Annotated in this window: 21 protein-coding genes and 3 pseudogenes; 17 read left to right on the forward strand and 7 right to left on the reverse strand. The window is 37.9% G+C overall.

The window, feature by feature from the left end; genetic code table 11:
- Positions 1 to 29 precede the first annotated feature (29 nt).
- The 4 genes from ahrC (at position 30) to spo0A (ending at position 4,856) form a co-directional block, all read left to right on the forward strand.
- Complete coding sequence (gene ahrC / locus KFZ56_RS10210; RefSeq protein WP_222641834.1) at positions 30 to 479, forward strand: transcriptional regulator AhrC/ArgR; 450 nt, start codon at positions 30 to 32, stop codon at positions 477 to 479.
- A gap of 26 nt (positions 480 to 505) precedes the next feature.
- On the forward strand, positions 506 to 2,239 hold the full coding sequence (gene recN, locus KFZ56_RS10215) for a DNA repair protein RecN (RefSeq protein ID WP_222641835.1): 1,734 nt from the start codon (positions 506 to 508) through the stop codon (positions 2,237 to 2,239).
- A 275-nt stretch (positions 2,240 to 2,514) separates the two neighbouring features.
- Positions 2,515 to 3,795: a SpoIVB peptidase gene (gene spoIVB / locus KFZ56_RS10220; RefSeq protein WP_222641836.1), complete on the forward strand. Its 1,281-nt coding sequence runs from the start codon at positions 2,515 to 2,517 to the stop codon at positions 3,793 to 3,795.
- Positions 3,796 to 4,073: 278 nt separating this feature from the next.
- Positions 4,074 to 4,856, forward strand: coding sequence for a sporulation transcription factor Spo0A (spo0A, locus tag KFZ56_RS10225; protein ID WP_222641837.1), 783 nt, complete (start codon positions 4,074 to 4,076; stop codon positions 4,854 to 4,856).
- A 301-nt stretch (positions 4,857 to 5,157) separates the two neighbouring features.
- On the opposite strand, the gene KFZ56_RS10230 is transcribed toward spo0A, so the two are convergent.
- Both KFZ56_RS10230 and KFZ56_RS10235 read right to left on the reverse strand, forming a co-directional pair.
- Positions 5,158 to 6,504 carry an aspartate kinase gene (locus KFZ56_RS10230; RefSeq protein ID WP_222641838.1) on the reverse strand — a complete coding sequence of 449 codons (1,347 nt, stop codon included), beginning with the start codon at positions 6,502 to 6,504 and terminating at the stop codon, positions 5,158 to 5,160.
- A gap of 101 nt (positions 6,505 to 6,605) precedes the next feature.
- Positions 6,606 to 6,845 carry a DUF2627 domain-containing protein gene (locus KFZ56_RS10235; protein ID WP_222641839.1) on the reverse strand — a complete coding sequence of 80 codons (240 nt, stop codon included), beginning with the start codon at positions 6,843 to 6,845 and terminating at the stop codon, positions 6,606 to 6,608.
- Between the two features lie 135 nt (positions 6,846 to 6,980).
- On the opposite strand from KFZ56_RS10235, the gene KFZ56_RS10240 reads away from it, so the two are divergent.
- The 10 genes and pseudogenes from KFZ56_RS10240 to KFZ56_RS10285 all read left to right on the forward strand — a co-directional run bounded on the left by KFZ56_RS10240 (position 6,981) and on the right by KFZ56_RS10285 (position 18,707).
- Positions 6,981 to 9,044, forward strand: coding sequence for a sigma-54 interaction domain-containing protein (locus KFZ56_RS10240; RefSeq protein WP_222641840.1), 2,064 nt, complete (start codon positions 6,981 to 6,983; stop codon positions 9,042 to 9,044).
- 119 nt (positions 9,045 to 9,163) lie between these two features.
- Entirely contained in the window at positions 9,164 to 10,075 is a 912-nt protein-coding gene (gene yqiS, locus KFZ56_RS10245) for a phosphate butyryltransferase (protein ID WP_222641841.1), read from the forward strand.
- Between the two features lie 11 nt (positions 10,076 to 10,086).
- A pseudogene (locus KFZ56_RS10250) lies at positions 10,087 to 11,180 on the forward strand (Leu/Phe/Val dehydrogenase).
- Between the two features lie 28 nt (positions 11,181 to 11,208).
- Positions 11,209 to 12,299, forward strand: a pseudogene (buk, locus tag KFZ56_RS10255) (butyrate kinase).
- A gap of 12 nt (positions 12,300 to 12,311) precedes the next feature.
- Positions 12,312 to 13,733 (forward strand): dihydrolipoyl dehydrogenase, encoded by a 1,422-nt coding sequence (gene lpdA, locus KFZ56_RS10260; protein ID WP_222641842.1) that lies wholly within the window; start codon positions 12,312 to 12,314, stop codon positions 13,731 to 13,733.
- 21 nt (positions 13,734 to 13,754) lie between these two features.
- Positions 13,755 to 14,747, forward strand: a complete 993-nt coding sequence (locus KFZ56_RS10265) for a thiamine pyrophosphate-dependent dehydrogenase E1 component subunit alpha (RefSeq protein WP_222641843.1) — start codon at positions 13,755 to 13,757, stop codon at positions 14,745 to 14,747.
- Positions 14,748 to 14,762: 15 nt separating this feature from the next.
- Positions 14,763 to 15,746: an alpha-ketoacid dehydrogenase subunit beta gene (locus KFZ56_RS10270; RefSeq protein WP_222641844.1), complete on the forward strand. Its 984-nt coding sequence runs from the start codon at positions 14,763 to 14,765 to the stop codon at positions 15,744 to 15,746.
- A 17-nt stretch (positions 15,747 to 15,763) separates the two neighbouring features.
- A complete protein-coding gene (locus KFZ56_RS10275; protein ID WP_222641845.1) occupies positions 15,764 to 17,020 on the forward strand; it encodes a dihydrolipoamide acetyltransferase family protein in 1,257 nt (418 codons plus the stop codon).
- 102 nt (positions 17,021 to 17,122) lie between these two features.
- Entirely contained in the window at positions 17,123 to 17,554 is a 432-nt protein-coding gene (locus tag KFZ56_RS10280) for a BrxA/BrxB family bacilliredoxin (protein ID WP_222641846.1), read from the forward strand.
- A gap of 181 nt (positions 17,555 to 17,735) precedes the next feature.
- Positions 17,736 to 18,707, forward strand: a complete 972-nt coding sequence (locus tag KFZ56_RS10285) for an aromatic acid exporter family protein (protein WP_222641847.1) — start codon at positions 17,736 to 17,738, stop codon at positions 18,705 to 18,707.
- Positions 18,708 to 18,747: 40 nt separating this feature from the next.
- Here KFZ56_RS10285 and prli42 read toward each other — a convergent pair whose 3' ends face one another.
- On the reverse strand, positions 18,748 to 18,885 hold the full coding sequence (gene prli42 / locus KFZ56_RS10290) for a stressosome-associated protein Prli42 (protein ID WP_222641848.1): 138 nt from the start codon (positions 18,883 to 18,885) through the stop codon (positions 18,748 to 18,750).
- 220 nt (positions 18,886 to 19,105) lie between these two features.
- On the opposite strand from prli42, the gene KFZ56_RS10295 reads away from it, so the two are divergent.
- Together KFZ56_RS10295 and KFZ56_RS10300 are read left to right on the forward strand one after the other, a co-directional pair.
- The gene (locus KFZ56_RS10295) at positions 19,106 to 20,230 is read left to right on the forward strand and encodes a M20/M25/M40 family metallo-hydrolase (protein WP_222641849.1); all 1,125 of its coding nucleotides are present in this window, start codon (positions 19,106 to 19,108) and stop codon (positions 20,228 to 20,230) included.
- A gap of 94 nt (positions 20,231 to 20,324) precedes the next feature.
- Positions 20,325 to 21,581, forward strand: a complete 1,257-nt coding sequence (locus KFZ56_RS10300) for a DNA polymerase IV (protein WP_222641850.1) — start codon at positions 20,325 to 20,327, stop codon at positions 21,579 to 21,581.
- 220 nt (positions 21,582 to 21,801) lie between these two features.
- Here KFZ56_RS10300 and KFZ56_RS10305 read toward each other — a convergent pair.
- The 3 genes and pseudogenes from KFZ56_RS10305 to KFZ56_RS10315 all read right to left on the reverse strand — a co-directional run bounded on the left by KFZ56_RS10305 (position 21,802) and on the right by KFZ56_RS10315 (position 24,915).
- Positions 21,802 to 23,171: pseudogene (locus tag KFZ56_RS10305) on the reverse strand (aldehyde dehydrogenase).
- Positions 23,172 to 23,185: 14 nt separating this feature from the next.
- Complete coding sequence (gene rnz, locus KFZ56_RS10310) at positions 23,186 to 24,109, reverse strand: ribonuclease Z (protein WP_222641851.1); 924 nt, start codon at positions 24,107 to 24,109, stop codon at positions 23,186 to 23,188.
- 47 nt (positions 24,110 to 24,156) lie between these two features.
- Complete coding sequence (locus KFZ56_RS10315) at positions 24,157 to 24,915, reverse strand: glycerophosphodiester phosphodiesterase (protein WP_222641852.1); 759 nt, start codon at positions 24,913 to 24,915, stop codon at positions 24,157 to 24,159.
- A 232-nt stretch (positions 24,916 to 25,147) separates the two neighbouring features.
- On the opposite strand from KFZ56_RS10315, the gene KFZ56_RS10320 reads away from it, so the two are divergent.
- The gene (locus tag KFZ56_RS10320; RefSeq protein WP_222641853.1) at positions 25,148 to 25,945 is read left to right on the forward strand and encodes an SDR family NAD(P)-dependent oxidoreductase; all 798 of its coding nucleotides are present in this window, start codon (positions 25,148 to 25,150) and stop codon (positions 25,943 to 25,945) included.
- Between the two features lie 122 nt (positions 25,946 to 26,067).
- Here the strand turns inward: KFZ56_RS10320 and KFZ56_RS10325 are convergent, their stop codons facing one another.
- Complete coding sequence (locus KFZ56_RS10325) at positions 26,068 to 26,985, reverse strand: aldo/keto reductase (protein ID WP_222641854.1); 918 nt, start codon at positions 26,983 to 26,985, stop codon at positions 26,068 to 26,070.
- Between the last annotated feature and the right edge of the window lie 14 nt (positions 26,986 to 26,999).

Raw genomic sequence — 26,999 nt, forward strand, 5'->3', positions numbered from 1 at the left:
GTTATATTCTCTAAGGCGGAGGGCTGCAAATGAGTAAAATACAGCGTCATATCAAGATACGTGATTTAATTACAAACAACGAAATAGACACACAAGATGAGCTTGTCGATCGATTAAAAAATCTAGGGTACAATGTTACCCAGGCAACCGTGTCCCGGGATATAAAAGACCTACACCTTGTGAAAGTTCCATCAACAAATGGAAAATATAAATACAGCCTGCCTGCAGACCAACGATTTAACCCCTTGGATAAACTAAAACGTTTAATCATGGATGTATTTGTAAAAATAGACCACGCTAGTCATTTTATTATTTTAAACACACTTCCGGGAAATGCACATGCGGTAGGTGCTTTAATCGATAATTTAGATTGGGAAGAAATTATGGGTACGATATGTGGGGATGATACTTGTTTAATTATTTGCAGGACGGAAGCGGATACGGAAATAATTAAGGAGCGTTTTTTAAATATGTTGTGAGTTTTTCTATAATGGAGTGAACAAATATGTTAACAGAATTATCCATTCGTGATTTCGCGATTATTGATGAAGTATCTATTACATTTAATGATGGCCTTACTGTTTTATCGGGAGAAACCGGTGCAGGTAAATCCATTATCATTGATGCTGTCCAATTATTGGCAGGTGGACGTGGTTCTGTAGAGTATGTACGGCATGATGCAAAAAAAGCAGAAATAGAAGGATTGTTTACCATTGATCATAAAAATCATCCGATCTATGAGCTGAACAAGGAGTATGGCATAGAAATTACGGATGAACAGGTTGTCCTACAACGAACAATAACAGCAAATGGAAAAAGTATATGCAGAGTTAATAATAAATTGGTGACCTTAGCTATTCTCAGGGAATTTGGCAAGAAATTAATTGATATTCATAGTCAGCATGAAACGCAGTCTCTAATGAATCCCGAAACGCATATTGAATTACTTGATGCTTATGATCCTGTTCCAATAGCAGCAGCAAAAGAGGAGTATACCCATTTATTCAACAAGCTTGCTACGCTGAAAAATAGATATGAAAAATTGAATGACAATGAGCAAGAAACGGCGCATCGTTTGGACTTATTAGAGTTCCAAATGAAGGAACTTGAACAAGCAAATCTGGTTCCGAATGAAGATGAAGCTCTTGAGGAAGAAAGACTTTCATTGGCTAATTTTGAAAAGATACATACCGCCCTTTCGGATGCGTATAATGCCTTATATGGTGAAGAAAAAGGGTTGGAATGGTTAAGTGTGGCTCAACAGGCATTACAGGATAACAGTCAATATGATCACTTCATCGCAAAAACATCAGAGGAAGTATCCAATAGTTACTTTACCCTTGAGGAATTAACATATGATCTACGTAATCATATTGAAAGTCTGCAGTATAGCCCGGAACGCTTAAATGAAATCGAATCACGTCTGAGTGAAATAAATCGATTAAAGAAAAAGTATGGATCAACGGTTAACGATATACTGGCATACATGGCAAAAATTGAAGAGGAAATCGAAGAAATAACAAATAAGGATTCTCATTTAACAAAACTCGCAGAACAAATGAATGAAACTGCTAAGGATGCATATCTGGAAGCTTGTCAACTGCATAATATTCGAAGAAAAGCCGCTGATTCATTAATGAAGGATGTTCATCAGGAATTAAAGGGCTTATATTTAGAAAAAGCATCTTTTTCTATTTCCTTTGATCATAAACAGCATGAGCGATTGGTACAGAATAATGACTATACGTCCATAGATCTGCATAAAAACGGGTTCGATCACGTTCGATTTTTGATCTCTACAAATACAGGAGAGCCTTTAAAACCGCTAAATAAAGTCGCCTCCGGAGGTGAACTTTCACGAATTATGCTTGTCCTTAAAAAAATATTTGCCAAACATCAAGGTGTAACAAGTGTTATATTTGATGAAGTGGACACAGGAGTCAGCGGACGTGTAGCACAAGCAATAGCAGAAAAAATATATCAAATATCCAGTGAATCGCAAGTCTTATGTATCACGCATTTACCACAAGTAGCAGCTATGGCTGATACACATAAGTTGATTGAAAAACAGGAAATAGGGAATCGTACTGCAACCACTGTTTCAGAATTAACAGTGGAAGAGAAGATTGAGGAATTAAGCAGAATGATGACTGGAACGAAATTAACAGAAACCGCAAAAGAGCACGGACAAGAATTACTTCATATGGCATCAGCATTTAAAAATAAAAAATATGGATAACATTGATTAAAAAGTCAGAAACTATACTATATCTGGCTTTTTTAGTTGTAAACTTTTTTGAAGAAAATTTACCGTGATTAACAATAATCGACAGGTATTTTTACCATTACCTCTCCAATATGCACGTTATACATCTTTTCTTTTATTTATAAAAGGAAATGTTACACATCTTTCTTATGTTTCACCAGTTTAAAACAGGTGTTATTAGGTCAAATTAGAAGTACAGAAATAAATCATTATGGTATGGGTTTGGAACGAGGAGAGTGAAATGGAAATTGAAACAGTCAAATATAATTCGAATTAGCGTAGGTGTATTACTCCTCATTGCTTTATTGGCAATTCCTTTTTTTACCCCAATGCAAAAGTATCTTTCCATCCCAAATGATATTGTTACCTTTAATAACCAATCACCGATAGAAGTGCCAGGTTTAGGAAGTAATGTACAGGTGAGTGCATCTGATGATAACATCCAGGCAATCGATTCCTCAGAATTTTATGCTGAAGAACCGGGAAGTAGCGAGTTGGTATATGATGTTGCTGGATTTCCAATTAAAAAGGTGGATTTATCTGTTTTAGATGATATTAGAGTTATCCCGGGTGGACAATCCATTGGTGTAAACCTTCATACACAGGGAGTACTCGTCGTCGGTCATCATCAGGTAAAGGGGCAAAATGGAAAATTATCACCAGGAGAAGAAGCGGAAATTAAAGTTGGTGATGTTATATTGGAAATCAATGGGGAATCGATTAAAGAAATGGAAGAGGTTAAACCAATCGTTAAAGAAGCAGGAGAAAATGGCGAAAGTTTAGATGTAACGATTAAGAGAGCTGATGAAACCATGGAAACAAAGTTGCAGCCGATAAAGGAGGATAATGAATATAAAATTGGCTTGTATATTCGCGATTCTGCAGCCGGTATTGGAACAATGACATTCCATGAACCGGAGTCAGATAAATATGGTGCACTAGGTCATGTTATTTCGGACATGGATACGAAAAGACCAATCGAAATTCATGATGGAACAATTGTAGAGTCTTCTGTTAATTCCATCGAAAAAGGGAACAACGGTACACCAGGAGAAAAGCAAGCCAGATTTTCCACAGATAAAAATGAAGTAGGAACGATAACCAAAAATAGTCCATTTGGTATTTTCGGGGAATTGAATGATTCCTTAAACCAAGGAAGTAGTTATGATGAACCTATGCCAGTTGCATTATCCCATGAAGTAGAAGAAGGACCTGCAAAAATTCTCACGGTCGTTGAGGATGAAGAAGTGGAAGAATTTGATGTAGAAGTTGTCAGTAGTGTTCCACAAAAGTTTCCTGCTACAAAAGGAATGGTTATTGAAATAACGGATCCAGAGTTACTTGAAGCAACAGGTGGTATCGTACAGGGAATGAGTGGAAGTCCCATCATTCAAAATGGAAAAATTATTGGAGCAGTCACACATGTATTTGTAAATGATCCTACTTCCGGTTATGGAGTCCATATTGAATGGATGTTGGAAGAAGCAGGTATAAATGTATCTAATGAAGAAGAACAGAAAGCCGGTTAATATAAATGGCTCGTTACAACGAGCCATTTATATTTGATTTGTGTATTTTGAATATTTTTTATTTTATGATATAATTATAGAAAATATTTTCGACAAATATTGTCATAAATTATCGATTTATATCACATGCAGGCGAAATATTGAGTAAATCAAAGAAATCTTAAAAAAAACCAATATTTTTCTAATAAAAGAAGGATATTTAAAACTTTTGTAGAATAAGTAAAGAAGAAGGGCTAAAGAGCTTAAGTTTAAATGACATAAAGGAGGATCTTTTAAAGGTGAATAAGATATCGGTTGGTTTAGTGGACGATAACAAAGAATTGGTGCAGTTAATGGAGGAATATTTTGGGGAACAGGCAGATATTGACGTTATTGGTACCGCCCATAATGGCAGAGATTGTTTAAATATGCTGGAGGATATGGAACCGGATGTATTGGTTTTAGATATTATTATGCCTCATATTGATGGATTGGCGGTACTAAATCAGATAAGAGAAATGGAGGGAAGAAATAAACCTAGTGTAATTATGCTGACAGCTTTTGGTCAAGAAGAAGTCATGAAAAAGGCTGTCGATTTAGGGGCTTCCTATTTTATATTGAAACCATTTGATATGGATAATTTAGCTGAACAAATACGTCAGGTAAATGGAAGCAGTGTGTTTATCCCTGACTCATCAAATAAAGCATCTAAAAAAGAGCGGAAGAAACAAGATTTAGAAGCGAATATAACGAATATTATTCATGAAATTGGCGTACCAGCACACATTAAAGGTTATATGTATTTACGTGAAGCAATTACAATGGTATATAACGATATTGAACTTTTAGGATCTATTACGAAGGTGCTTTATCCAGACATTGCCAAGAAATTTAATACGACGGCATCTCGTGTGGAAAGAGCTATTCGCCATGCGATAGAGGTAGCATGGAGCAGAGGAAATATCGAATCCATTTCAGCGTTATTTGGCTATACTGTCAGTATCTCAAAGGCAAAACCGACCAATTCCGAATTTATTGCAATGGTCGCTGATAGGTTGAGACTGGAACATAAAGCGAGTTAAATAAGGACAAAAAGAGGTTGGGACAAAACAACGTGTTTCATTAAAAAGACGATACATTATCAAACTTAGCGTAGGAAATATGCGGAGACTCCAGCGGGAGAAAAGGCATGGGTGAGACACCTAAAGACGCAGATAGCAATCTTTTTTGCGAGGAGTGCTGCCCCTGAGAAGTCACTTGTAACACGACGAGCACAAGGGGGCTCACCAGCCGCCCTAAGGTGCGCGAAGTATATTTTTAGAAGCGATGTATGGTCAGAATTTATTTGTTAAAAACACTTTTGTCCCAGCCTTTTTTAATTTTTCATTCAAAAAAGGCGATATATAATGATTGAAGTGCACGGTCCAAACCTTCTTTTTCTATTCCGAACATTAAGGACACTTCCGAGGAACCTTGGTTAATCATGACAATATTGACATTTGCTTCAGCGAATGCTGCTGTTGCTTTTCCTGCAATGCCTATCGTATTCATTAACCCCTCACCGACAACCATAATTACGGCTAAATCTTTTTGAATGGCTACCATATCTGGATTGAGTTCATTTTTAATTCGGCTTATAATGTTATTTTCCTTTTCAGATGTTAATTTACTCTGACGAATAATTACTGATAAATCATCAATCCCGGATGGGGCATGTTCAAAGGAAACTCCTTCCTCTTCAATGATTTGTAGCAGCTTACGTCCGAATCCCACTTCTTGGTTCATTAAATATTTACTTACATATAAACTGCTAAAACCGGTATCGCTCGCAATTCCGACTACACATTTTTCATCGCTTCTTTTTTCCGCAATGATATGGGTGCCGGGAAGGTCCGGTTTATTGGTATTCTTGATGCAGACAGGGATCTGCGCCCTAAAAGCAGGGATAAGTGCCTCATCATGGAATACGGAAAATCCGGCATAGGATAATTCGCGCATTTCCTTATAGGTTAATGTTGTTATTTTTTTAGGATTACTGACAAAATTTGGGTTAACTTTATAGACTGAATCTACATCGGTGAAATTCTCATATAATTCTGCTTTTACCCCAGCGGCAATAATCGACCCTGTTATGTCTGAACCGCCTCGTGAAAAAGTCATCAACTTTCCACTCTTGGAATATCCAAAGAAACCGGGTATAACCAATATTCCGTCTTTTTTTCGTAAAGCGTAGATATCTGAAAAGCTCTCTGATAGTATATGTGCATTTCCCGGTTCGTTACTGACGATAATTCCAGCCTCCTGAGGATTTATATAGCTTGCCTGGAGACCGATTTCATTCAAGTATGCACTTAAAATTTTAGCTGAGCTATCTTCACCAATCGCTTTCAGTGCATCGAGTTTTATTGCTTCTTCATCGTCATTTTTTAATACGGCATGTATAGATTGTTCAATATCCGTTACGATAGATGGTGGCAGTTGTAGTTCTTCAATAATTTCGCTAAAGCGATCAACGATGATATTCATATATTCTGTGTAAGGTTCATCATTTTTAAAAGCATTTCCAATCTGGATTAACATGTCGGTTATTTTGAAATCTTTTTTATTTCTTTTCCCTGGAGCAGATACGACAATGAATTTCCGATTTGAATCTGTTTTAATGATGTTTCCTACTTTTTCGATCTGTGTTGCACTTGCAACGGAACTTCCCCCAAATTTAGCTACTTTCATCTCTAAAAATTCCTCCCGTAGTAGTGATTTTTATATGATAACATACATTTCCAGGTCTGTTTAGACAAAATAAAGGTAAAAGATGGAATAAGTCTCCATCTTTAGTCTGTACGTTTATGTTTTTTTTGAATAAGGTTTTTTTTCTTATCACGATGCACAAGAAAGCCACCTATAAACCAGATTCCCCCCACTAACAATACGATGCCTATAAAAAATTGAATTCCTGCGTGAAAGAATATCGGATTAAATTCATGGAATAATGCATCACGCATAAGCTTTATTCCATATGCCGCAAGAATTCCAGGAATGAATAATAAGGATACAGCGATGATTCGAATCATTTCATTTCCCCTCTATATGTACAAACTAAACATAGTATATCAAAAAAAATTCCGTTTAGAAATGAAATGCAATTTGCTAAATCTTGCAAGATATCGTATGATAAATGTATGCAAAAAAATGCAGGGTGGTATAACATGAAACGTGTGCTTATTGTTGGGGCAGGCAAAGGCGGAACGTCACTTTTAAAGATCTTAAACGCTGCAAAGCGAATGAAAATCGTAGGTGTTATCGACCATAATAATGATGCCAAGGGACTTGAGCTGGCGAAAGAATACCGTATTCCAATTGATAATGATTGGAAAAGCTGGATCGATGAACGAATTGATATTATCATTGAAGCAACAGGTGATGAGTCTGTTTTAGCAGATATGATGAAATTAAGAAATCGTAATACCATTATTATTCCCGGAACCGTAGCATACATAATTTCTGAGCTTTTTGATGAAAAGGAAAGCTTATTGGAACGAATAAAACTACAAATGAACAACCAGAAACTAATTCTAAATAATATCCGTGATGGAATGATTGTTATTAATGATCAGGGAATGGTTCAATTTGTGAATAAGAGCGCTGAACGAATTATCGGATATTCTAAGGAAAAGTGTGAAGGACAGTATATAAAAAATGTTATCCCGAACTCAAGATTGCCGCAAGTTCTGATGAGTCAACGAAAAGAAGTGAATCAGAAACTTTTTCTAAAGAATAATAAGAAAGTCATTACAACCCGTATCCCAATCATCAATGCCGATAATCATTTAATCGGAGCTTTTGCTGTATTTAAGGATATAACCGAGGTTATGAACTTAGCAGAAGAAAACACAGATTTAAAAGAAATAAAAACAATGTTGGAAGCCATTATTCAATCATCTGATGAGGCAATAAGTGTCGTTGATGAGAATGGAAAAGGACTTATTATTAATCCGGCCTATACTCAAATCACGGGAATGAAGGAAGACGATGTTGTTGGACAACCGGCGAGTGCGGATATATCCGAAGGTGAAAGCATGCATATGAAGGTACTGCAAACCAGGCGTGCTGTTCGCCGTGTACGAATGAAGGTAGGACCAAGGAAAAAGGAAGTACTTGTGAACGTAGCGCCGGTAATCGTTGATGGGAAATTAAAAGGAAGTGTCGGCGTCCTACATGATATTTCTGAAATACAAGCATTAACATCGGAATTAAAACGGGCTAGGCAGATCATTCGAAATTTAGAGGCAAAATACACGTTTGACGATATTATCGGGACCTCTCCTGAAATGAGACTGGCATTGGAACAAGCTAAGGTAGGAGCCAGAACTCCCGCAACTGTTTTACTTCGAGGTGAATCAGGAACGGGAAAAGAACTTTTCGCACATGCCATCCATAATGAGAGCGACCGAAAACATAATAAGTTTATCAGGGTTAATTGTGCTGCAATCGCGGAATCCATATTGGAAAGTGAACTTTTCGGATATGAAGAAGGAGCCTTCTCAGGTGCAAAACATGGTGGCAAAAGAGGGCTGTTTGAAGAGGCGAATTCGGGAAGTATTTTTCTAGATGAAATTGGGGAGCTATCCTTAAATATGCAAGCAAAATTGCTTCGTGTATTACAAGAAAATGAAATTGTTCGGGTAGGTGGAACGGATCCAATAGCCTTGGATGTGCGAATCATTGCTGCTACAAATGTTAATTTGGAAAAGGCAATTATGAATCGTTTTTTTCGTGAGGATTTATATTACCGATTAAATAGGCTCCCTATTTTTATTCCATCTTTACGTGAAAGAGAAACCGATTTACCGGAATTAGTTGATCATATTATACAACGAATTAATGCGGATTATGGAAGAAACGTCCGTGCAATAGACGGGGAGGCGCTTGTTAACTTACAGAAATATCAGTGGCCGGGCAATATCCGTGAACTGGAAAATGCGATTGGGCGAGCCATCATTTACATGGATATGAATGCAGAGATCATTAAACCGGAACATATACCGAAGTTAGAGATTTCATCAGCTAACTCGGTACATAGCGGTTTATCGGTCAAAAAGGATCGAACATTGCAAAACGCTGTTGAAAACTATGAAAAAGAATTTATTCTTGAAGCATACAAACGAAATGAGTTTAATAAGACAAAAACAGCCAAGGATTTAAATATCTCCATAAGAAACCTTTATTATAAGTTGGATAAATACAAACTTGAAAAAACAAGCATGCAATAACTTTCATGTCTGCAAATAATTGCAATGGTGCGGAATGTGATAAATGAAGCGCTTACAAATACAAAAAGTTGGCATGCCTTTTGCTATAAGAGTTATAGAGGGTGGGTAAGGAGGGAAGTATGAAAAAATCATTAGCATCCTTGAAAATCGATGTTCAACAAGAAACAAAACAAATGGTTGCAGTGGCAAATGCTGCAGATAAAGAAGTGCTTTTAGCAGTAAAGGCTGCTTTAAAGGAGGAGTTATGCTTTTTCCTGCTGTTTGGAGATGAAGCCCAAATAACTGCCATTGCCCAGCATATCCATTTAGATTTATCAACAAGCGAAATTATTGTTCGACATGAACGTACGGATGAAGCTATTGCTCATGCGGCCGTTTTAGCTGTTCATCATAATGAAGCGCAGATTTTGATGAAAGGAAACCTTTCTACAAATCAAATATTAAAGGCAGTACTAGATAAAGAACATGGGCTACGCACAGGTAAAGTATTATCCCATGTGGCACTTTTTGAAATACCGAACCAAGATCGTCTGTTATTTCTAACAGATGCGGCGATGAATATTGCCCCAAGCCTTCAAGAAAAGGCCGAGATCATTAATAATGCAGTCCATGTCGCGCACGGAATTGGAATCAAGCAACCTAAAGTTGCTGTAATTACGCCAGTCGAAGTGATTAACCAGGCGATGCCATCGACTATAGATGCAGCAGCTTTAACGCAAATGAATAATAGAGGACAGATAAAGGACTGTCTTATTGATGGTCCATTAGCTTTTGATAATGCGATATCCCTAGAAGCCGCACGTCACAAAGGTATTCATTCAGATGTTAGTGGATCAGCTGATATCTTAATGGTGCCATCCATAGAAGTAGGAAACGCGTTATACAAGTCGTTTATATACTTTGCAAGTGCTGCGGTTGCAAGCATAATTAGTGGTGCCAAGGCTCCGATAATTTTAACATCCCGTGCTGATTCAGCTGAAAATAAAATACATTCGTTGATATTCGCACTAGTATCATCTAAAACATTTTAGGAGGATTATACATGGAAATATTTAATTCTATGGAAAAGTATGATTATGAGCAATTGGTTTTTTGTCAAGATAAAAATTCCGGGTTAAAAGCAGTTATCGCCATCCATGATACAACGCTTGGACCGGCACTTGGCGGTACAAGAATGTGGACATATAATTCGGAAGCTGAAGCGATTGAGGATGCCTTAAGATTAGCAAAAGGGATGACATATAAAAATGCTGCAGCCGGGCTAAACCTTGGTGGTGGAAAAACAGTAATTATGGGGAATCCGAAAATGGATAAAAGTCCCGAACTATTCCGTGCATTTGGACGGTATATTCAGGGATTAAATGGACGCTATATTACAGCAGAAGATGTAGGGACAACAGAACAGGATATGGATATCATTCATATGGAAACAGATTATGTGACAGGAATTTCAAGGTATTCTGGAAGTTCAGGAAATCCTTCCCCAGTAACTGCTTACGGGGTATATAAAGGGATAAAAGCTGCAGCAAACGAAGCTTATGGCGACGAGTCCTTAAAAGGGAAAACAATTGCTGTTCAGGGTGTTGGAAATGTAGCCTACGCATTATGTGAATACTTGCATAAAGAAGAAGCAAAATTAATCGTAGCAGATATTAATAAAGAAGCTGTAAGTCGTGCTGTTGAGGCGTTTGAAGCAGAGTCTGTTGACCCAGAAGCTATTTATGATGTTGATTGTGATATTTATGCTCCATGTGCACTTGGCGGAGTTATTAATGATGAAACAATACCAAGATTAAAAGCTAAAGTTATTGCAGGATCTGCAAATAATCAATTAAAAAACTCCGAACATGGTGATATTATTCATGAAAAAGGAATAGTTTTCGCACCGGATTATGTGATCAATTCCGGTGGGGTGATAAATGTGGCGGATGAATTAAATGGATATAATCAGGATAGGGCTATGAAAAAAGTAGAAACGATTTATGATAATTTAGCAAAGGTATTTGAAATTTCCAGACGTGATAATATTCCTACATATGCTGCAGCAGATAGGATGGCAGAAGAAAGAATTAAATCATTAAAAATTCAAGAAATCAATTTCTATTAAATGAACATCACATATTAAGCAGAAGATAAAGCTTGCAATTTTGAAAATGGAGGTCAGATTTTGCAATCAATATACCGCGTTCTGGTCATAAATCCAGGATCAACATCAACGAAAATTGGCGTTTTTGATGGTGAAAAATGTATCGTTGAAAAAACGATCCGTCATCATTTGGATGATGTACACAACTTCCAGCGAATTATAGATCAATATGATTTTCGTAAAAAGGTAATCCTGGAAACCTTGGATCATGAAGGAATCAATATATCAAAATTAAATGCTGTTTGTGGCAGGGGCGGGTTGTTAAGGCCTATTGAAGGTGGTACTTATGAAGTGAACGAATACATGCTAAAGGATTTACAACGTGGCCTGAACGGAGAGCATGCTTCTAATTTGGGGGAATCCTTGCTTATGAAATAGCGTCAGGATTAAATATACCTGCATATATCGTTGATCCCGTTGTTGTAGATGAATTAGAAGAGATAGCCAGATTTTCAGGAGTGCCGGATATCCCGAGGAAAAGCATATTTCATGCGTTAAATCAAAAAGCGGTTGCTAGAAAAGCTGCAATGGATTTAAATGAAAATTATAATAGCATCAATATGATCATCACCCATATGGGTGGTGGGATAACCATAGGTGCTCACCAGAACGGAAAAGTTATCGATGTTAATAATGGACTGCATGGAGAAGGACCGTTTTCTCCTGAACGCGCGGGAACTGTTCCTGCTGGCGATTTAGTTTCCTTATGCTTTTCCGGGCAGTATTACCGGGATGAAGTAATGAATAAAATCGTCGGTCAAGGTGGCTTAATGGCCTATTTACAAACCAATGACGCGGTTGAAATAGAAAAAAGAATAGAAAATGGAGATAAGGATGCAGAGCTCATCTATGAAGCCATGGCTTATCAAATAGCCAAAGAAATTGGTTCCATGAGTACTGTATTGTATGGAAATGTAGATGCAATTGTTTTAACTGGGGGCCTTGCTTACGGTAAGAAATTTGTTGATATGATAACCAAGCGCGTTAAATGGATAGCTGACACCATGATTTACCCGGGAGAAAATGAATTGCAGGCATTAAACGAAGGTGTGTTAAGGGTACTAAAAGAAGAAGAAAGCCCTAAAGTGTATCCGAGTCTAAATGCATGAGGAGGGAAACATATGACAAAAGAGTATGATTTGGTTGTAATTGGCGGAGGAACTGGAGGATATGTTGCTGCAATAAGAGCATCTCAACTGGGTATGCAGGTAGCTATCGTGGAAAAAGGAGAACTTGGCGGAACTTGCCTTCACCGAGGTTGCATCCCTTCCAAAGCATTATTACGTAGTGCCCAAGTTTACAGGCAAACGATGGAGGCAGCCGATTTCGGTATAGAAACAAAAGATACCACATTAAATTTCGTAAAGGTGCAAGAAAGAAAAAATGACGTTGTTAAAAAATTACATCAAGGCGTTCAAGGGTTAATGAAAAAAGGTAAAATTGATGTATATGAAGGATTTGGCCGAATTTTAGGACCAAGTATCTTCTCTCCGATACCTGGTACGATTTCTATTGAATATGAAAACGGAGAGGAAAATACCATGATTGTTCCTAACAATGTATTGATTGCAACCGGATCAACTCCTAAATCACTCCCTGGACTTGATATTGATGAATCGTTTGTTATGAGTTCTGATGGAGCATTAAATATGGAAGAATTACCTAAATCTATTATAATTGTAGGTGGTGGTGTAATAGGAATTGAATGGGCATCTATGCTTAGAGACTTCGGTGTGAATGTTACTGTTGTAGAGTACTTAGATCAGATCCTTCCAACAGAAGATGAGACAGTAGCTAAAGAAGTTGAGAAGTGTTTGAAACAGAAAGGGGTAACCTTTGTTAAAGGTGCCAATGTTCTAACTGATACACTATCAAAGGATGAAAACGTGACTATAGATGCTGAAATAAAAGGAGAACATAAAACCTTTAAAGCAGATAAGATACTGGTATCTGTTGGTCGCAAGGCAAATACAACGAATATTGGCCTGGAAAACACGGATATCAATGTTGAAAAAGGATTTATTCAAACGAATAAGTATTTCCAAACAAAACAATCGCACATCTATGCCATAGGTGATGTGATTGGAGGAATGCAATTAGCACATGTGGCATCACATGAGGGAAAAGTGGCTGTAGAACATATGGCAAGCCAGGATCCGTTACCAATTGAATATACGACTATTCCATCTTGTATCTATTCAAATCCAGAGGCTGCTCGTGTTGGACTAACAGAGGAACAAGCCAAAACACAAGGATATGAAATCAAAATCGGAAAATTCCCGTTCAACGCAATTGGAAAAGCGCTTGTACATGGAGAATCAGATGGTTTTGTAAAAATAGTTGTTGATAAAAATACAGAGGACATATTAGGTATCCATATGGTTGGTCCTCATGTTACGGACATGATTTCCGAAGCAGGGCTTGCAAAAGTACTGGACGCAACACCTTGGGAAATTGCACAAAGCATCCATCCACATCCAACACTTTCAGAAGTAATGGAAGAAGGGGCACTCGCTGTTGAAGGGATACAAATCCATGGATAAACGAACAAGGAGGTACCTTAAATGACTACAAATCGTCATGAAGCATTAGGTTTAACAGATAACCAAGTATTAGATATGTTTAAAACAATGCTATTAGCAAGGAAAATTGATGAAAGAATGTGGCTGTTAAATCGCGCAGGTAAGATACCATTTGTTATTTCCTGCCAAGGACAAGAGGCAGCTCAAGTAGGAGCATCTTTTGCCTTAGACCGTGAAAATGATTATGTTGCCCCATATTATCGCGATCTTGGCATTGTTCTTGCATTTGGAATGACTACCAAAGATCTTATGTTATCCGGTTTTGCCAAAGCAGCGGATCCTAACTCTGGCGGTAGGCAGATGCCCGGACATTTTGGCCAAAAAGAAAACAGAATTTTGACTGGATCCTCCCCTGTTACGACACAGCTTCCCCATGCAGTTGGCGTGGCATTAGCCGCTAAAATGGAGAAAAAAGATATTGTTTCGTTTACAACGTTGGGTGAAGGCTCGTCGAACCAGGGAGATTTTCATGAAGGTTTAAATTTTGCCGGGGTACATAAATTACCTGTTATTACGATGGTAGAAAATAATAAATATGCCATTTCTGTACCGGTTGAAAAACAACTAGCAACGGAGAAAGTATCTGATCGGGCCGTGGCATATGGCATGCCGGGATATACCGTAGATGGAAATGATCCTCTGGCAGTATATGAAGTCGTTAAAGCAGCAAGAGATCGGGCCATCAATCAGGAAGGGCCAACATTAATAGAAGCAATCACCTATCGCTTTACTGCACATTCAAGTGATGATAATGACAGCTCCTATCGCGATAAAGAAGAAATAGAAGAAGCGAAGAAAAATGATTCGATTATCACATTTGCAGCTTATTTAAAAGGGTTGAGTATTCTAACGGATGAAATAGAGAAAGAAATAAACGAAGAGATTAGCACGTTGGTTAATGAAGCTACAGACTACGCTGAAAACGCGCCATATGCGGCATCTGAAACTGCTTTAGACTATGTATACGAACAGTAGGGAGGGAAATATACGATGCCAGTAATGTCATATATTGAAGCAATAACGTCTGCTTTAAAAGAAGAAATGCAACGAGATGAAAAAGTATTTATCCTAGGGGAAGACGTTGGGAAAAAAGGCGGAGTTTTTCGTGCAACAGATGGTTTATATGATGAGTTTGGCGGGACTCGTGTATTGGATACGCCACTTGCCGAATCAGCGATTGCCGGAATAGGTATCGGGGCAGCTATGTATGGATTGCGTCCTATAGCTGAAATGCAATTTGCAGATTTCATCATGCCTGCTGTAAATCAAATTATTTCAGAAGCGGCTAAAATCCGCTATCGCTCTAATAATGACTGGAACGCTCCGATAACCATTCGCGCTCCATATGGTGGTGGCGTACATGGAGCATTATATCACTCTCAGTCTGTTGAGTCGGTATTTGCCAACCAGCCAGGCTTAAAAATCGTTATGCCATCAACACCTTATGATGTAAAAGGGTTATTGAAGGCCTCCATTCGTGATAATGATCCGGTGTTATTCTTTGAACATAAGCGTGCTTATCGTCTACTTAAAGGCGAAGTGCCGGACGAAGATTACGCTCTTGAGATTGGAAAAGCGGATATAAAACGCGAGGGATCGGATATTACAATTATTACTTATGGTTTAAGTGTACATTTTACCCTTCAGGCTTCCGAAAAGTTAGCTGAAGAAGGGATTGATGCACATATTCTTGATTTAAGAACGGTATACCCATTGGATAAAGAAGCAATTGTGAAGGCTGCGAAAAAGACAGGAAAAGTGTTATTAATCACAGAAGATAATAAAGAAGGCAGTATTATCGGAGAGGTAGCAGCTATCATTGCTGAGAACTGTCTGTTCGATTTAGATGCCCCTGTGCAGCGTTTGGCTGCCCCGGACGCACCTTCCATGCCATTTGCACCGACCATGGAAAAGTATTTTATGATCAATCCGGAAAAGATAGAACAAGCAATGCGGAACCTGGCAGAATTTTAATTAAAAGGAGGGGTAGTATGGCAGTAGAAAAAATAAATATGCCTCAATTAGGTGAGAGTGTAACAGAAGGAACCATTAGCTCCTGGTTAGTCAGTGACGGGGATAACGTGAATAAATATGACCCCATTGCCGAAGTACTGACAGACAAAGTAAATGCCGAAGTACCATCATCATTTACCGGTGTTATCAAAGAGCTTGTAGCACAAGAAGGAGACACCATTGCTGTAGGAGAATTAATGTGCTATATCGATATAGAAGAGGAAGTCACTGCATCTCCAACAGACACAGATTCTAAAGAAAAGAACAATACAGAAAAGATAGAAACACCGTTAGAAGATCGGTCCATGAAAAAACGTTATTCTCCAGCGGTTCTTAGAATGGCACAGGAAAATGATATCGATTTGGAATCGATCAATGGAACTGGCCGTGGCGGTAGGATTACCAGAAAAGACATTGAAAAAAGAATTGCCTCCGGGCAGACGGAAGAACCGAGCCCATCTGATGCTAAACAATTTGAGAAGGAAACAACGCATCCGGTAAAGGAACCTTCTACACACACACAAACAGTACAAACCGGTGACATTGAAATTCCGGTTACAGGGGTTCGTAAGGCAATCGCGCAGAATATGGTTCGCTCTACGCAGGAGATTCCACATGCCTGGATGACTGTAGAAGTTGATGTAAGCGATCTTGTCAATTATAGAAACCAGATAAAGCAGGAATTTAAACAAAAAGAAGGATTCAATCTAACTTTTTTTGCTTTTTTTGTAAAAGCAGTAGCTCAGGCATTAAAAGATTTTCCACAGCTTAATAGCATGTGGGCGGAGGATAAAATCATCCAGCGGAAAGACATTAACATCTCTATCGCTGTTGCGAAAGATCAAGAACTTTTCGTACCAGTCATTAAGCATGCAGATGAAAAAAGCATTAAAGGTATCGCAAAAGATATTAATGATCTTGCTATAAAAGCACGGTCGAATACGTTAACAGCTGATGATATGCAAGGCGGTACGTTTACGGTTAACAACACAGGATCTTTTGGCTCGATTCATTCCATGGGACTCATTAACCATCCACAAGCAGCTATTCTACAAGTGGAATCTATTGTCAAACGCCCTGTCATTATCAATGACATGTTTGCAGCAAGAGATATGGTCAATCTCTCTCTCTCATTGGATCACCGTATTTTGGATGGGCTTGTTAGCGGAAATTTCCTTGCACGTGTGAAAGAACTTTTGGAAAAAATGAATAAAGATACGATGAATGTCTATTGAACTCATCATGACATAAGCATTTAGAATTGAAATAATCGGATAAAGTTGATAAAGTTATAGTATGCTACATTATACTTAAATTTAAAAGGGATGTAAGTTCATATGGATTTTAACCTATTCATGAACGACGTGGTAGATGTTGCTCGCAAAGATGTAAGAGAAGCTGGTTATCAAGAGCTTACAACTGCAGAAGATGTTGATAATGCCCTAACGAAGGAAGGCACAACGTTAGTAATGGTCAATTCAACTTGTGGTTGCGCTGGTGGAGTTGCTCGTCCGGCTGCAGCGAATTCTGTTCATTATGATAAGCGTCCGGATAATCTAGTCACCGTATTTGCTGGGCAAGATCGTGAAGCAACAGAAAAGGCTCGTGAATATTTCGAAGGATATCCGCCATCTTCACCTTCATTTGCATTTTTAAAAGATGGTAAAATTGTTACAATGTTAGAGCGTCATGATATAGAAGGATTTAGCGCTGTTGATGTTGTTGGCAAACTTCAAACTATCTTTGATGAACATTGTGCAGAGGTCTAGCAATTAGCCCGTATGAATACGCGAGTGGGGCTTTCGCCTTTATTTGGAGAAAGACTCCGTCGTTTTTCTATACAAGGCTGGAGAATCTAGTGTTCAAGAGACTGTCTCTATTTTTAGTGGGTCAGTCTCATTTTATTACAACTAATATGATTATGTTCTAAAAAATAAGGGAGTTTTTACCGTGAAAATTGGCTATCGAACCATTAAGACTGCAATAGGTGTCCCTATTGCAATTTCGATTGCTCAATTCTTAGGCCTGACAAACTTTGTATCCGCAGGCATATTAACCATATTATGTATCCAACCTTCAAGGAAAAAATCATTCTTAACTGCTTGGCATCGTTTTTTTGCTTGTATTTTGTCCATTTTATTTTCATTTATTTTCTTTGAAACCATTGGTTACAACGCCATTGCTTTAGCTTTAATGTTAACGGCGTTTATTCCGACAACGGTTTATCTGAAAATCACACCCGGAATAGGAACCAGTTCGGTCATCACGTTGAATTTATATAGTTTTTCCAGTATGTCATCGACATTTATTATCGAACAGCTTTTCATCATCATTATTGGGATAGGTATCGCTCTTCTTTTAAATGTATATATGCCCAGCCTGGATGTAGATTTAAAGAAAAAACAAAACAAACTGGAAGCCAATTTTAAAATTATATTATATGAAATTGCCCTATACATAAGAAATAAAAATGTGGTATGGGACGGTAAAGAAATAGCAGAAACAGAAGAAATTTTACAAGAAGCCGAAGATTTAGTAGAGCGTGACAAGGAAAACCATCTATTGCGAGGCAATCATATTTACCATGATTATTTTGAAATGCGCATGCGGCAGTTTGAACTATTACAGCGGATGCTCCCACTTGTGACGAAATTACCGAACAAAGACTCCATCTCTGAAAAAATCGCCAACTTTTTTGAGAATTTATCAGAATCTGTGCATCCGGAGAATACAGCAGGTTTATTCCTGGATGATTTGGAAGCATTGCGGAGAGAATTTGATCAGGAAGATCTTCCACAAACTCAGGAGGAATTTGAAACAAGAGCGAATTTATTCCGCTTACTACATGACATTGAAGACTATCTAAATTTGAAAAGAAAATATAAAAAGAGTGATATTAAAAGAAAAAGCAGTGGAGAATAAAAAAGACTGGAACCTGATACAGGAATCCCAGTCGACTCTTTTATATAAACATTGCAAGGCCAGCGGTAAGCGATGACAGAAGCATCGCAAGAATCATGATATAGATTATTATTTTTGATCTGCGTTCACGCTTGGATGGTTTTCTTTTTGTTTGTTCGCTACCTTGTTTTGCAACCATATAAACCCCTCCTTTATTTGGCGCATCCTAGTTGTATTTTATCGTTAATTTAGATATGGAACAAGTATTAAAAAACAATGAATAATAAATAAAGAGAAAGACATCGGATTAGCTAAACGTTGGAATTAATGCATGATTTCATTGAAGTAAAAAGATAATAAGTATGAGATAAACGAAAGCTTACCTTTATTGTAAAAAATACGTTGGAGGGTTTATAACCATGAATACAATAAATCAGGAACGGTTAGTTAATGAGTTTTTTGAACTTGTAAAGATTGATTCAGAGACAGAACATGAAGCGGATATAGCTGAAGTATTAAAACGCAAATTTAAAGATTTAGGTCTAGAAGTAACGGAGGATGCAAGTAAAGCAAAAACAGGCCACGGTGCCGGTAATCTTGTTTGTACATTAAAAGGGAATAAAGAAGGAGCAGATCCAATTTATTTCACTTCCCATATGGATACAGTTGTTCCAGGCAATGGAATTAATCCAGCTATCCAAGATGGTTATATTGTTTCAGATGGTACGACGATCTTGGGTGCAGATGATAAGGCGGGACTCGCTGCTATGCTGGAAGCGATCCGGACCATGAAAGAAAATGCAATAAAGCATGGAGATATCCAATTTGTTATCACAGTTGGCGAAGAATCCGGATTAGTAGGAGCAAAAGCCTTGAATCCTTCCCTATTAAACGCAAAATATGGCTATGCCATTGACAGCAATGGAGCGGTAGGCGATATTATCGTTGTGGCACCTACACAAGCAAAGCTTTCTGCCGTGATTAAGGGAAAAACGGCACATGCCGGTGTAGCACCTGAGAATGGAGTTTCTGCTATCACCATAGCAGCAAAGGCAATTTCCAATATGCCGCTTGGTCGAATCGATAAAGAGACGACAGCCAATATTGGACGATTTGAAGGTGGGAATAAAACAAATATCGTAGCAGATCATGTTGAAATTTTAGCAGAAGCCAGATCACTGATTCCAGAAAAAATGCAAGCACAAGTTGCAAAAATGAAAGAAGCATTTGAAAAAGCAGCTGAAGGACAAGGTGGTTCTGCTGACGTAACGGTTGATATAAAATATCCTGGATATAATCAACAAGAAGGTGATCAAGTTGTTGAAATTGCACGACAAGCGGCTAGTGAAATCGGTCGTACTAGCAAATTATTAGAAAGTGGTGGCGGCAGTGATGCGAATGTTATTGCCGGCTTTGGCATCCCTACCGTTAATTTGGCTGTTGGATACGAAGAAATCCATACAACAAATGAGCGAATACCTGTTAAAGAACTGGTGAAAATCACGGAATTAATTACAGAAATTAGTAAACAGGCGGCAAAATAACAAAGTATACAAGGACTCTTCAAGGTTGAAGAGTCCTTGTATATGTTATACTAAAATTAGTACGAATTATCTAATCATAAAGGATGGAATCTGTATGGAACAGCCGAGTCCAGGAAAAGGCCGGATTATTTTTCATATTGATATGAATTGTTTTTATGCATCTGTAGAAATGGCCCATGATCCAAAACTCAAAGGCATCCCTTTAGCAATTGCCGGAAATCCGGAAGAACGTAAGGGGATTGTCGTGACAAGCAGCTATGAAGCAAGAGCAAAAGGTGTTCAAACAACGATGCAATTACATGAGGCCAAAAGGCTATGTCCGGAATTAATTATCATGCGTCCTAATTTTGATCGTTATCGGATAGCTTCCAAACAAATATTTCAGATGCTTTCCGAAATAACACCATATGTTCAACCGGTATCCATTGATGAAGGATATATGGATGTGACGGACGCCGAACATGACAATAACCCTCTACGTATGGCAGAAAACCTACAAAAAAAAATATTAAAAGAGTTGGATTTACCATGCAGTATTGGAATAGCGCCAAACAAATTCATGGCAAAAATGGCCTCAGATTTTAAAAAACCACTTGGCATCACAATATTGAGAAAAAGAGAGTTACCACAAATGTTATGGCCACTCCCGATAGAAAAAATGTATGGTGTTGGTAAAAAAACCGCAGAAAAATTAAAAGCGATTGACATTGAAACAATAGGTGACCTTGCAATAAAAGATGTATATGAGCTTAAACAAATGTTAGGAATAAACGGCGAGCGTTTAAAACAGCGGTCCAACGGAATGGACAACAGACCAGTGGATCCGAATGCCGTAAATGATTTTAAAAGCATTGGAAGCTCACAAACACTATCCCATGACACGACAGATGAAAAAGAGATAAGAAGCCTAATGCATCATCTTGCAGACAATGTGGATCGCCGTGTGAAACGAAAAAAAGCAGCAGGACGAAGTGTACAGCTCATGATACGTTATCATGATCGAAAAACCATTACAAGAAGTAAAAAACTGCAAACCTACATTGACGCAAAAGAGGATATTCTTCATGTAGCAAATGAATTATTGCAAAAACACTGGAATTTAGAGCCGATTCGTCTCTTGGGAATCACGCTTCAAGATGTGGATGAAAAACAATATATTGGTCAGCAATTAGATTTATTTACGTATGAAAAGCATGCCCGAAAAGAAAACCTATACGTAGCGATTGATGCCCTATCCCAAAAATATGGGGAAAATCCGTTTAAGCAATTAGACGACGTGAGCAGCGTTGATCAGGATCAACCAAGGACAAGCTTTCAGAAAGATTTTTTGGATGATTATCGAAAAGGATAATAGCTCACATCCAAATTGAGGCTGTGAGCTATTTAAGAGATACAAAAGTATTAAATTTTGTTCAGTAGTAATGAAGTCTCGTCCAGCTCCAGTAACTCGCATTCTTCAACGACAAGTTAGGTTCATCTAATCTCACCTGCGGATAGGAGGTGCTGAGAACGCCTGACCACTCGCACACTAAGCACAGTTTGTACGTTGCTAACCGGATAGTTTGTGCTTCCTATTTCATGATTTTTTTTGTAACGGATTGAGCAAATTTCGTTCCCGGGTAACGAAACGGGATATCAAATTTAGTAGATTGCTTCAAAATGCTTTTATCATGTGAGAATGTGTCAAAACTGTATTTGCCATGGTACGATCCCATTCCGCTTGCACCGACACCTCCAAAGGGCAGGTGAGGATTGCTCAAGTGATAGATTGTATCATTAATGGAGCCCCCGCCAAATGACAGGTACTGCATAATTTGTTCCTGCATTTTTTCATTTTCACTAAAATAATACAGCGCTAGCGGTTTTTCCTTCTCTCTGATGACTGCTGCAGCATCCTCCACATTGGTAAAAGATAAAATAGGAAGGATAGGACCAAATATTTCCTCCTGCATAATCGAATGATCCCAGGTGATTTTATCAAGAATCGTGGGCTCTATTTTTAAAGCAGCAGGATCAGTATTGCCACCATGTAACGGGGTGCCATCAGACAGAAAACCCAGTAATCTATTAAAATGTTTTTCGTTGATGATGCGTATGTAATCATCATTGTTCAATGGCTCTTTCCCATAAAATGATTTGATATGTTTCTTCATTGCTTTCAATAATTTAAATTTTACTTTTTCATGTACATATACATAATCAGGAGCTACACATGTTTGTCCCGCATTGGTAAATTTTCCCCATACGATCCGTTTAGCAGCAAGATTTATATTGGCATCCTTATCAACAATGGCCGGGCTTTTACCACCTAATTCGAGTGTAACAGGTGTGAGATGTGTACTTGCTTCTTTCATAATTACCTTTCCTACTGCTGTACTTCCTGTGAAGAAAATATAGTCAAATCGTTGCTTTAGTAATTCTTCACTTGTTTCTTTCCCGCCCTGAACTACAGTGATATAAGATGGATTAAAAGTGTTTTGGATCATGTCTGCCAGAAGATCTGATGTAGCCTCCGTATATTCGGATGGTTTTAATACAGCACAGTTCCCAGCAGCAATTGCTCCAATAGCAGGTGCAAGTGCTAATTGCAAGGGGTAGTTCCACGTAGCAATAATCAGACTGACACCGTAGGGTTCTTTTAAAATAAAGCTTTTGCTTCCTTTATGCGTGATAGGGGAACGTACTTTCACTGGTTCCATCCAGCTACTAAGGTTTTTAATAGCAAAATCAAGTTCGGTATATAAAAAGCCCAATTCTGTTGTAAAGGTTTCATGCCTAGATTTGTTTAAATCTTTTTAAGCGCATGATAAATTACTCTTTCATTATCCTTAAGCATTTGCTTCAGATTTTGTAACTGCTCTTTGCGAACGTCGTAGTCTAATGTATTTCCATTCAGAAAAAATGCGCGTTGATGGGCAACAACTTCTTCTATTTGCTTCATTTCAAATCTCTCCTCTACTTTTTGTCTATAGCCATGTGTTGAAAATCATGAGCAAGCACAGTATTTGGAAAAATCTCTCTTGCTTCTGTAACTAACTCATGGTTATCTTCTTTTTGATAGCGAGAGGATATATGAGTTAATACTAGTTTTTTAACATTACTCTGTCTCGCGAGTGTGGCTGCCTGTGTAGTTGTCGAATGAAAATACTGATGTGCTAATGTTTCTTTATCTTTACCAAATGTAGCCTCATGGATAAGTATATCAGAATTTGCTACAAATGAACGGTACCTGTGGGAGGACCGTGTGTCTCCTAAAACGCTTATGATACGCCCCTTTTTATCAGGCCCGACAAAATTTTCTCGATGAATGACTTGTCCATCCGGTGTTTCCACAATCTCATTTTCCTTTATTTGTTTATATATTGGTCCAGGCATAATACCGACATTCTTTAATTTACTCACTAGTAATTCGCCTGGTTTATCTTTTTCCACAATACGGAATCCATAGCTTGGTATAGCATGATCCAGTTGCTCTGTATAGACCTGAAATTGCTCGTCTTCAAAAAGCTTCCCCGCACTAAACTCGATAATGGATAATGGATACGTTAAGTGCGTTGTACTTGCTTGAAGACTTGTTTCAATAAAATCTTTAATACCTACAGGACCATACACGGTCAATAAATCAGATCCGCCCTGAAACGACCGACTGCTGAGTAATCCTGGCAAACCAAATATATGATCCCCATGCATATGGGTGATGAAAATTTTATTGATTTTTCTTGGTTTGAGGTTTGTATGCAATATTTGATGCTGTGTCGATTCCCCGCAATCAAATAGCCATATACTGTTTTGTTCTTGCAGTAATGTCAAGATAATAGCTGATACATTCCGTTCTTTTGATGGAACACCAGCACCAGTACCTAGAAAAGTTAGTTCCATAGCTAATCCTCCAGCATCTTGTTTAGCATCCTACCTTGTTATTTTAATCATGGCTTCTGTTTAATCTTACGCTCATTTTTATAAAGTCTTTGACGATATTTCAATATCTTATCTGGAACATCGGTAAAAATAGCGTCACAACCAAAAGAAAAACATTTTTTAACATGTGCGAATTTATTAACGGTAAATATACGGATAGGCATGTTCTCCTTGTGAGCTTTTTTAACAAGGGTTTGATGGAGTAAACGATATTTTATATGTATGGCATTTGCACCAAGCTCCAACGCATAAGATACAAGATTTTTATTTTTTTGCAATGTTAAAAAGGCCGTTTCTATATCGTTGAACTCTCTCAATCGTTTTACACTATTTGGATTAAATGTAGAAAATATGGTACGATTTACTAATTGATAGTAATCGATCCTTTCGTAAACGATTGCTTCCAGATTCTTATAATTTATTTTATTATTTTTAAGCTCAATATTTAAATATAAAGGTTTATCATGTATCCATTGTAGGAATTCGTCAAGGGAAACGATCGTTGTACCTCGGTATTCTTGTGCAAACCAAGAACCTGCATCAAGCTGTTTTAATTGGTTAAAAGTGAAATCCTTTACGTAACCGGTACGATTTGTTGTTCGTGTTACTTGTTCATCATGAATTAATACCGGGATGTCATCTTTGGTTAATTGAACATCTGTTTCAATCCCTTGTGCGCCTAGAAAGTAAGCAAGCTTGAATGCGTGCATTGTGTTTTCAGGAGCACGTTTGCTGGCACCCCGATGTGCAAAAATCTTTGGATCCAATACATTCACCTCACTTTTATTGTGTTTTATTAACTGGAAAAAGTCAATTACAAGGAGGAACTTACGTGCAAAATTGGCAAACGAAAGAAGAACTTACGGATTTATGGCAATCTCGTTAATCAGCAAAGTGTTACCGGTAACACGGCAGAAGTTGCCCAGCTCTTGGAGCAAAAAGAATAAATAATGGGATTTGTAATTTAACGATAAAACAACAAAAAATGGTGTGTTATTTATGATACGAAATAGGTTGGAAAACAAGAAAATATTAATCACTGGTGCTTCGAGTGGAATTGGAGAAAGACTCGCCTGGCATATAGCAAACAATGACGGTATTCCGATTATGCTAGCAAGATCCATGGACAAATTGAAACAACAACAACAGTTGCTTAAACAAAAATCACGAACAGAGAGCTTTATTTACCAAGTTGATTTACAAAATGGAGGAGAGTTAGATGCTGTCATAAACAATATATTGCTGGATCATAAACGAATTCATGGGTTAATTAATAACGCTGGTGTTGGAAAGTTCGACTTTGTAAAAGATATCACGTGGCAGGATGTTGATCAGATGTATCAATTAAATGTGTTTGCCGTCATTCAAATAACCAAGCGAATGCTTGGCCATTTTTCACACTATCAGGAAGGACATATCGTCAACATCGCTTCACAAGCTGCTAAAATTGCCACACCGAAATCAGCAGTTTATGCTTCAACAAAACATGCTATACTCGGGTTTACCAATGCATTAAGACAGGAGTTAACCGATGAAAAGATAAGCGTCACTGGAGTCAATTTAGGTCCGGTACGAACAAATTTCTTTGTACAAGCAGACCCTGAAGGGACTTATCAAAAAAGTGTTGAACGTTATATGCTTGATCCAGATAGGGTTGCCAAAACAATTGTCCGACATTTGTTTACAACCAAACGGGAAATAAATTTACCATATTGGATGGAACTTGGTGGCAAAATATATCAACTTTTTCCGAGTTTCGTGGAACGTGCATTGAAAAGCCAATTTAATAAGAAATGAAAATCAGTCTCCTGCACCTATAATTGTTGACAAGAAGACAAGGTGGCATTGATCCGGAGAATCGGTTTTGCCACCTTTACAGCATTTGGTTTCATTGTAATAGCGAGTACAGGATTCACGTATTAACGATGGTTTGTATAGGTTATCGGTTTTGTAATGTCCTGTAATGCGTGATACGTTTCAGGTGTTAGTGCCTTGGAATGAGTCATGTCTACATTTTCTTTAACTTGCTCCTTCGAACTTGCTCCAAATACGGCACTTGCTACAGCCGGGTGTTTCAGGACATACTGTAATGCGCTGACATTGAGTGTAGCTCCCTTGGGTACAGTTGTAGAAAGGTTATGATGAATTTCTTTAAGCTCACCATACGTGTAATCTAAAAAACCATCCTGTCCTTTTTCCTCTATTTGTTTTGCTGCTTGGTTACTTAACATGCCTTTGGCTAACGGACCACGTGCAAGGACACTAATTTGGTTTTCATGTAATACATCTAATAGTGTCTCAGGTCTTCTATCCAACATGCTGTATTGCATCATTACGGCATCAATAGTAGAACGGTTCACATATTCGAAAATCACATTTGGTCTTATGGAAGATATACCATACGCACGAATAAGACCTTCTGCTTTTAACTCTTCAAATGCTTCAATCGATTCATTAATCGGATCGTCGATTGTTCCTCCATGAAGCATGTAAAAATCGATATAGTCAGTTTTTAATCGGGATAAGCTATCCTTTAAGCCATTTTTTATATGATTCTTTGATGGATCCCAGAACCAGTCTGTTTTTTCCTTATTAAAATGATTCCCAACTTTGGTTGTTAGTATTAGTTCATCTCGTTTTCCTTTAATTATTTCACCAATGATTTTTTCGTTTTCTCCAAAATCGTATAAATCAGCCGTATCTAAGTGATTGATGCCGGCATCCAGAGCCTGATTAATAATTTCTGTTGCTTCTTTTCTATTTGTTCCTAAGGACATGCAGCCGAGTGTTAATTCGGATACGTATATATCTGATTTGCCTAATTGATTTTTCTTCATAATCAACCTCCATT

Origin of the sequence: Virgibacillus sp. NKC19-3, assembly GCF_019837165.1 — a bacterium.
Classification (GTDB): Bacteria; Bacillota; Bacilli; order Bacillales; family Amphibacillaceae; genus Virgibacillus_L; species Virgibacillus_L saliphilus.

Bases quoted from the DNA above. Each gene is read 5' to 3' on its own strand.
- KFZ56_RS10265 (WP_222641843.1), top strand. From the start codon at position 13,755: ATGACTACAAATCGTCATGAAGCATTAGGTTTAACAGATAACCAAGTA.
- KFZ56_RS10300 (WP_222641850.1), top strand. From the start codon at position 20,325: ATGGAACAGCCGAGTCCAGGAAAAGGCCGGATTATTTTTCATATTGAT.
- KFZ56_RS10295 (WP_222641849.1), top strand. From the start codon at position 19,106: ATGAATACAATAAATCAGGAACGGTTAGTTAATGAGTTTTTTGAACTT.
- KFZ56_RS10240 (WP_222641840.1), top strand. From the start codon at position 6,981: ATGAAACGTGTGCTTATTGTTGGGGCAGGCAAAGGCGGAACGTCACTT.
- yqiS (WP_222641841.1), top strand. From the start codon at position 9,164: ATGAAAAAATCATTAGCATCCTTGAAAATCGATGTTCAACAAGAAACA.
- KFZ56_RS10235 (WP_222641839.1), bottom strand. From the start codon at position 6,845: ATGATTCGAATCATCGCTGTATCCTTATTATTCATTCCTGGAATTCTT.
- prli42 (WP_222641848.1), bottom strand. From the start codon at position 18,885: ATGGTTGCAAAACAAGGTAGCGAACAAACAAAAAGAAAACCATCCAAG.
- rnz (WP_222641851.1), bottom strand. From the start codon at position 24,109: ATGGAACTAACTTTTCTAGGTACTGGTGCTGGTGTTCCATCAAAAGAA.
- KFZ56_RS10270 (WP_222641844.1), top strand. From the start codon at position 14,763: ATGCCAGTAATGTCATATATTGAAGCAATAACGTCTGCTTTAAAAGAA.
- KFZ56_RS10320 (WP_222641853.1), top strand. From the start codon at position 25,148: ATGATACGAAATAGGTTGGAAAACAAGAAAATATTAATCACTGGTGCT.
- KFZ56_RS10275 (WP_222641845.1), top strand. From the start codon at position 15,764: ATGGCAGTAGAAAAAATAAATATGCCTCAATTAGGTGAGAGTGTAACA.
- ahrC (WP_222641834.1), top strand. From the start codon at position 30: ATGAGTAAAATACAGCGTCATATCAAGATACGTGATTTAATTACAAAC.
- KFZ56_RS10325 (WP_222641854.1), bottom strand. From the start codon at position 26,985: ATGAAGAAAAATCAATTAGGCAAATCAGATATATACGTATCCGAATTA.
- lpdA (WP_222641842.1), top strand. From the start codon at position 12,312: ATGACAAAAGAGTATGATTTGGTTGTAATTGGCGGAGGAACTGGAGGA.
- KFZ56_RS10230 (WP_222641838.1), bottom strand. From the start codon at position 6,504: ATGAAAGTAGCTAAATTTGGGGGAAGTTCCGTTGCAAGTGCAACACAG.
- recN (WP_222641835.1), top strand. From the start codon at position 506: ATGTTAACAGAATTATCCATTCGTGATTTCGCGATTATTGATGAAGTA.
- KFZ56_RS10280 (WP_222641846.1), top strand. From the start codon at position 17,123: ATGGATTTTAACCTATTCATGAACGACGTGGTAGATGTTGCTCGCAAA.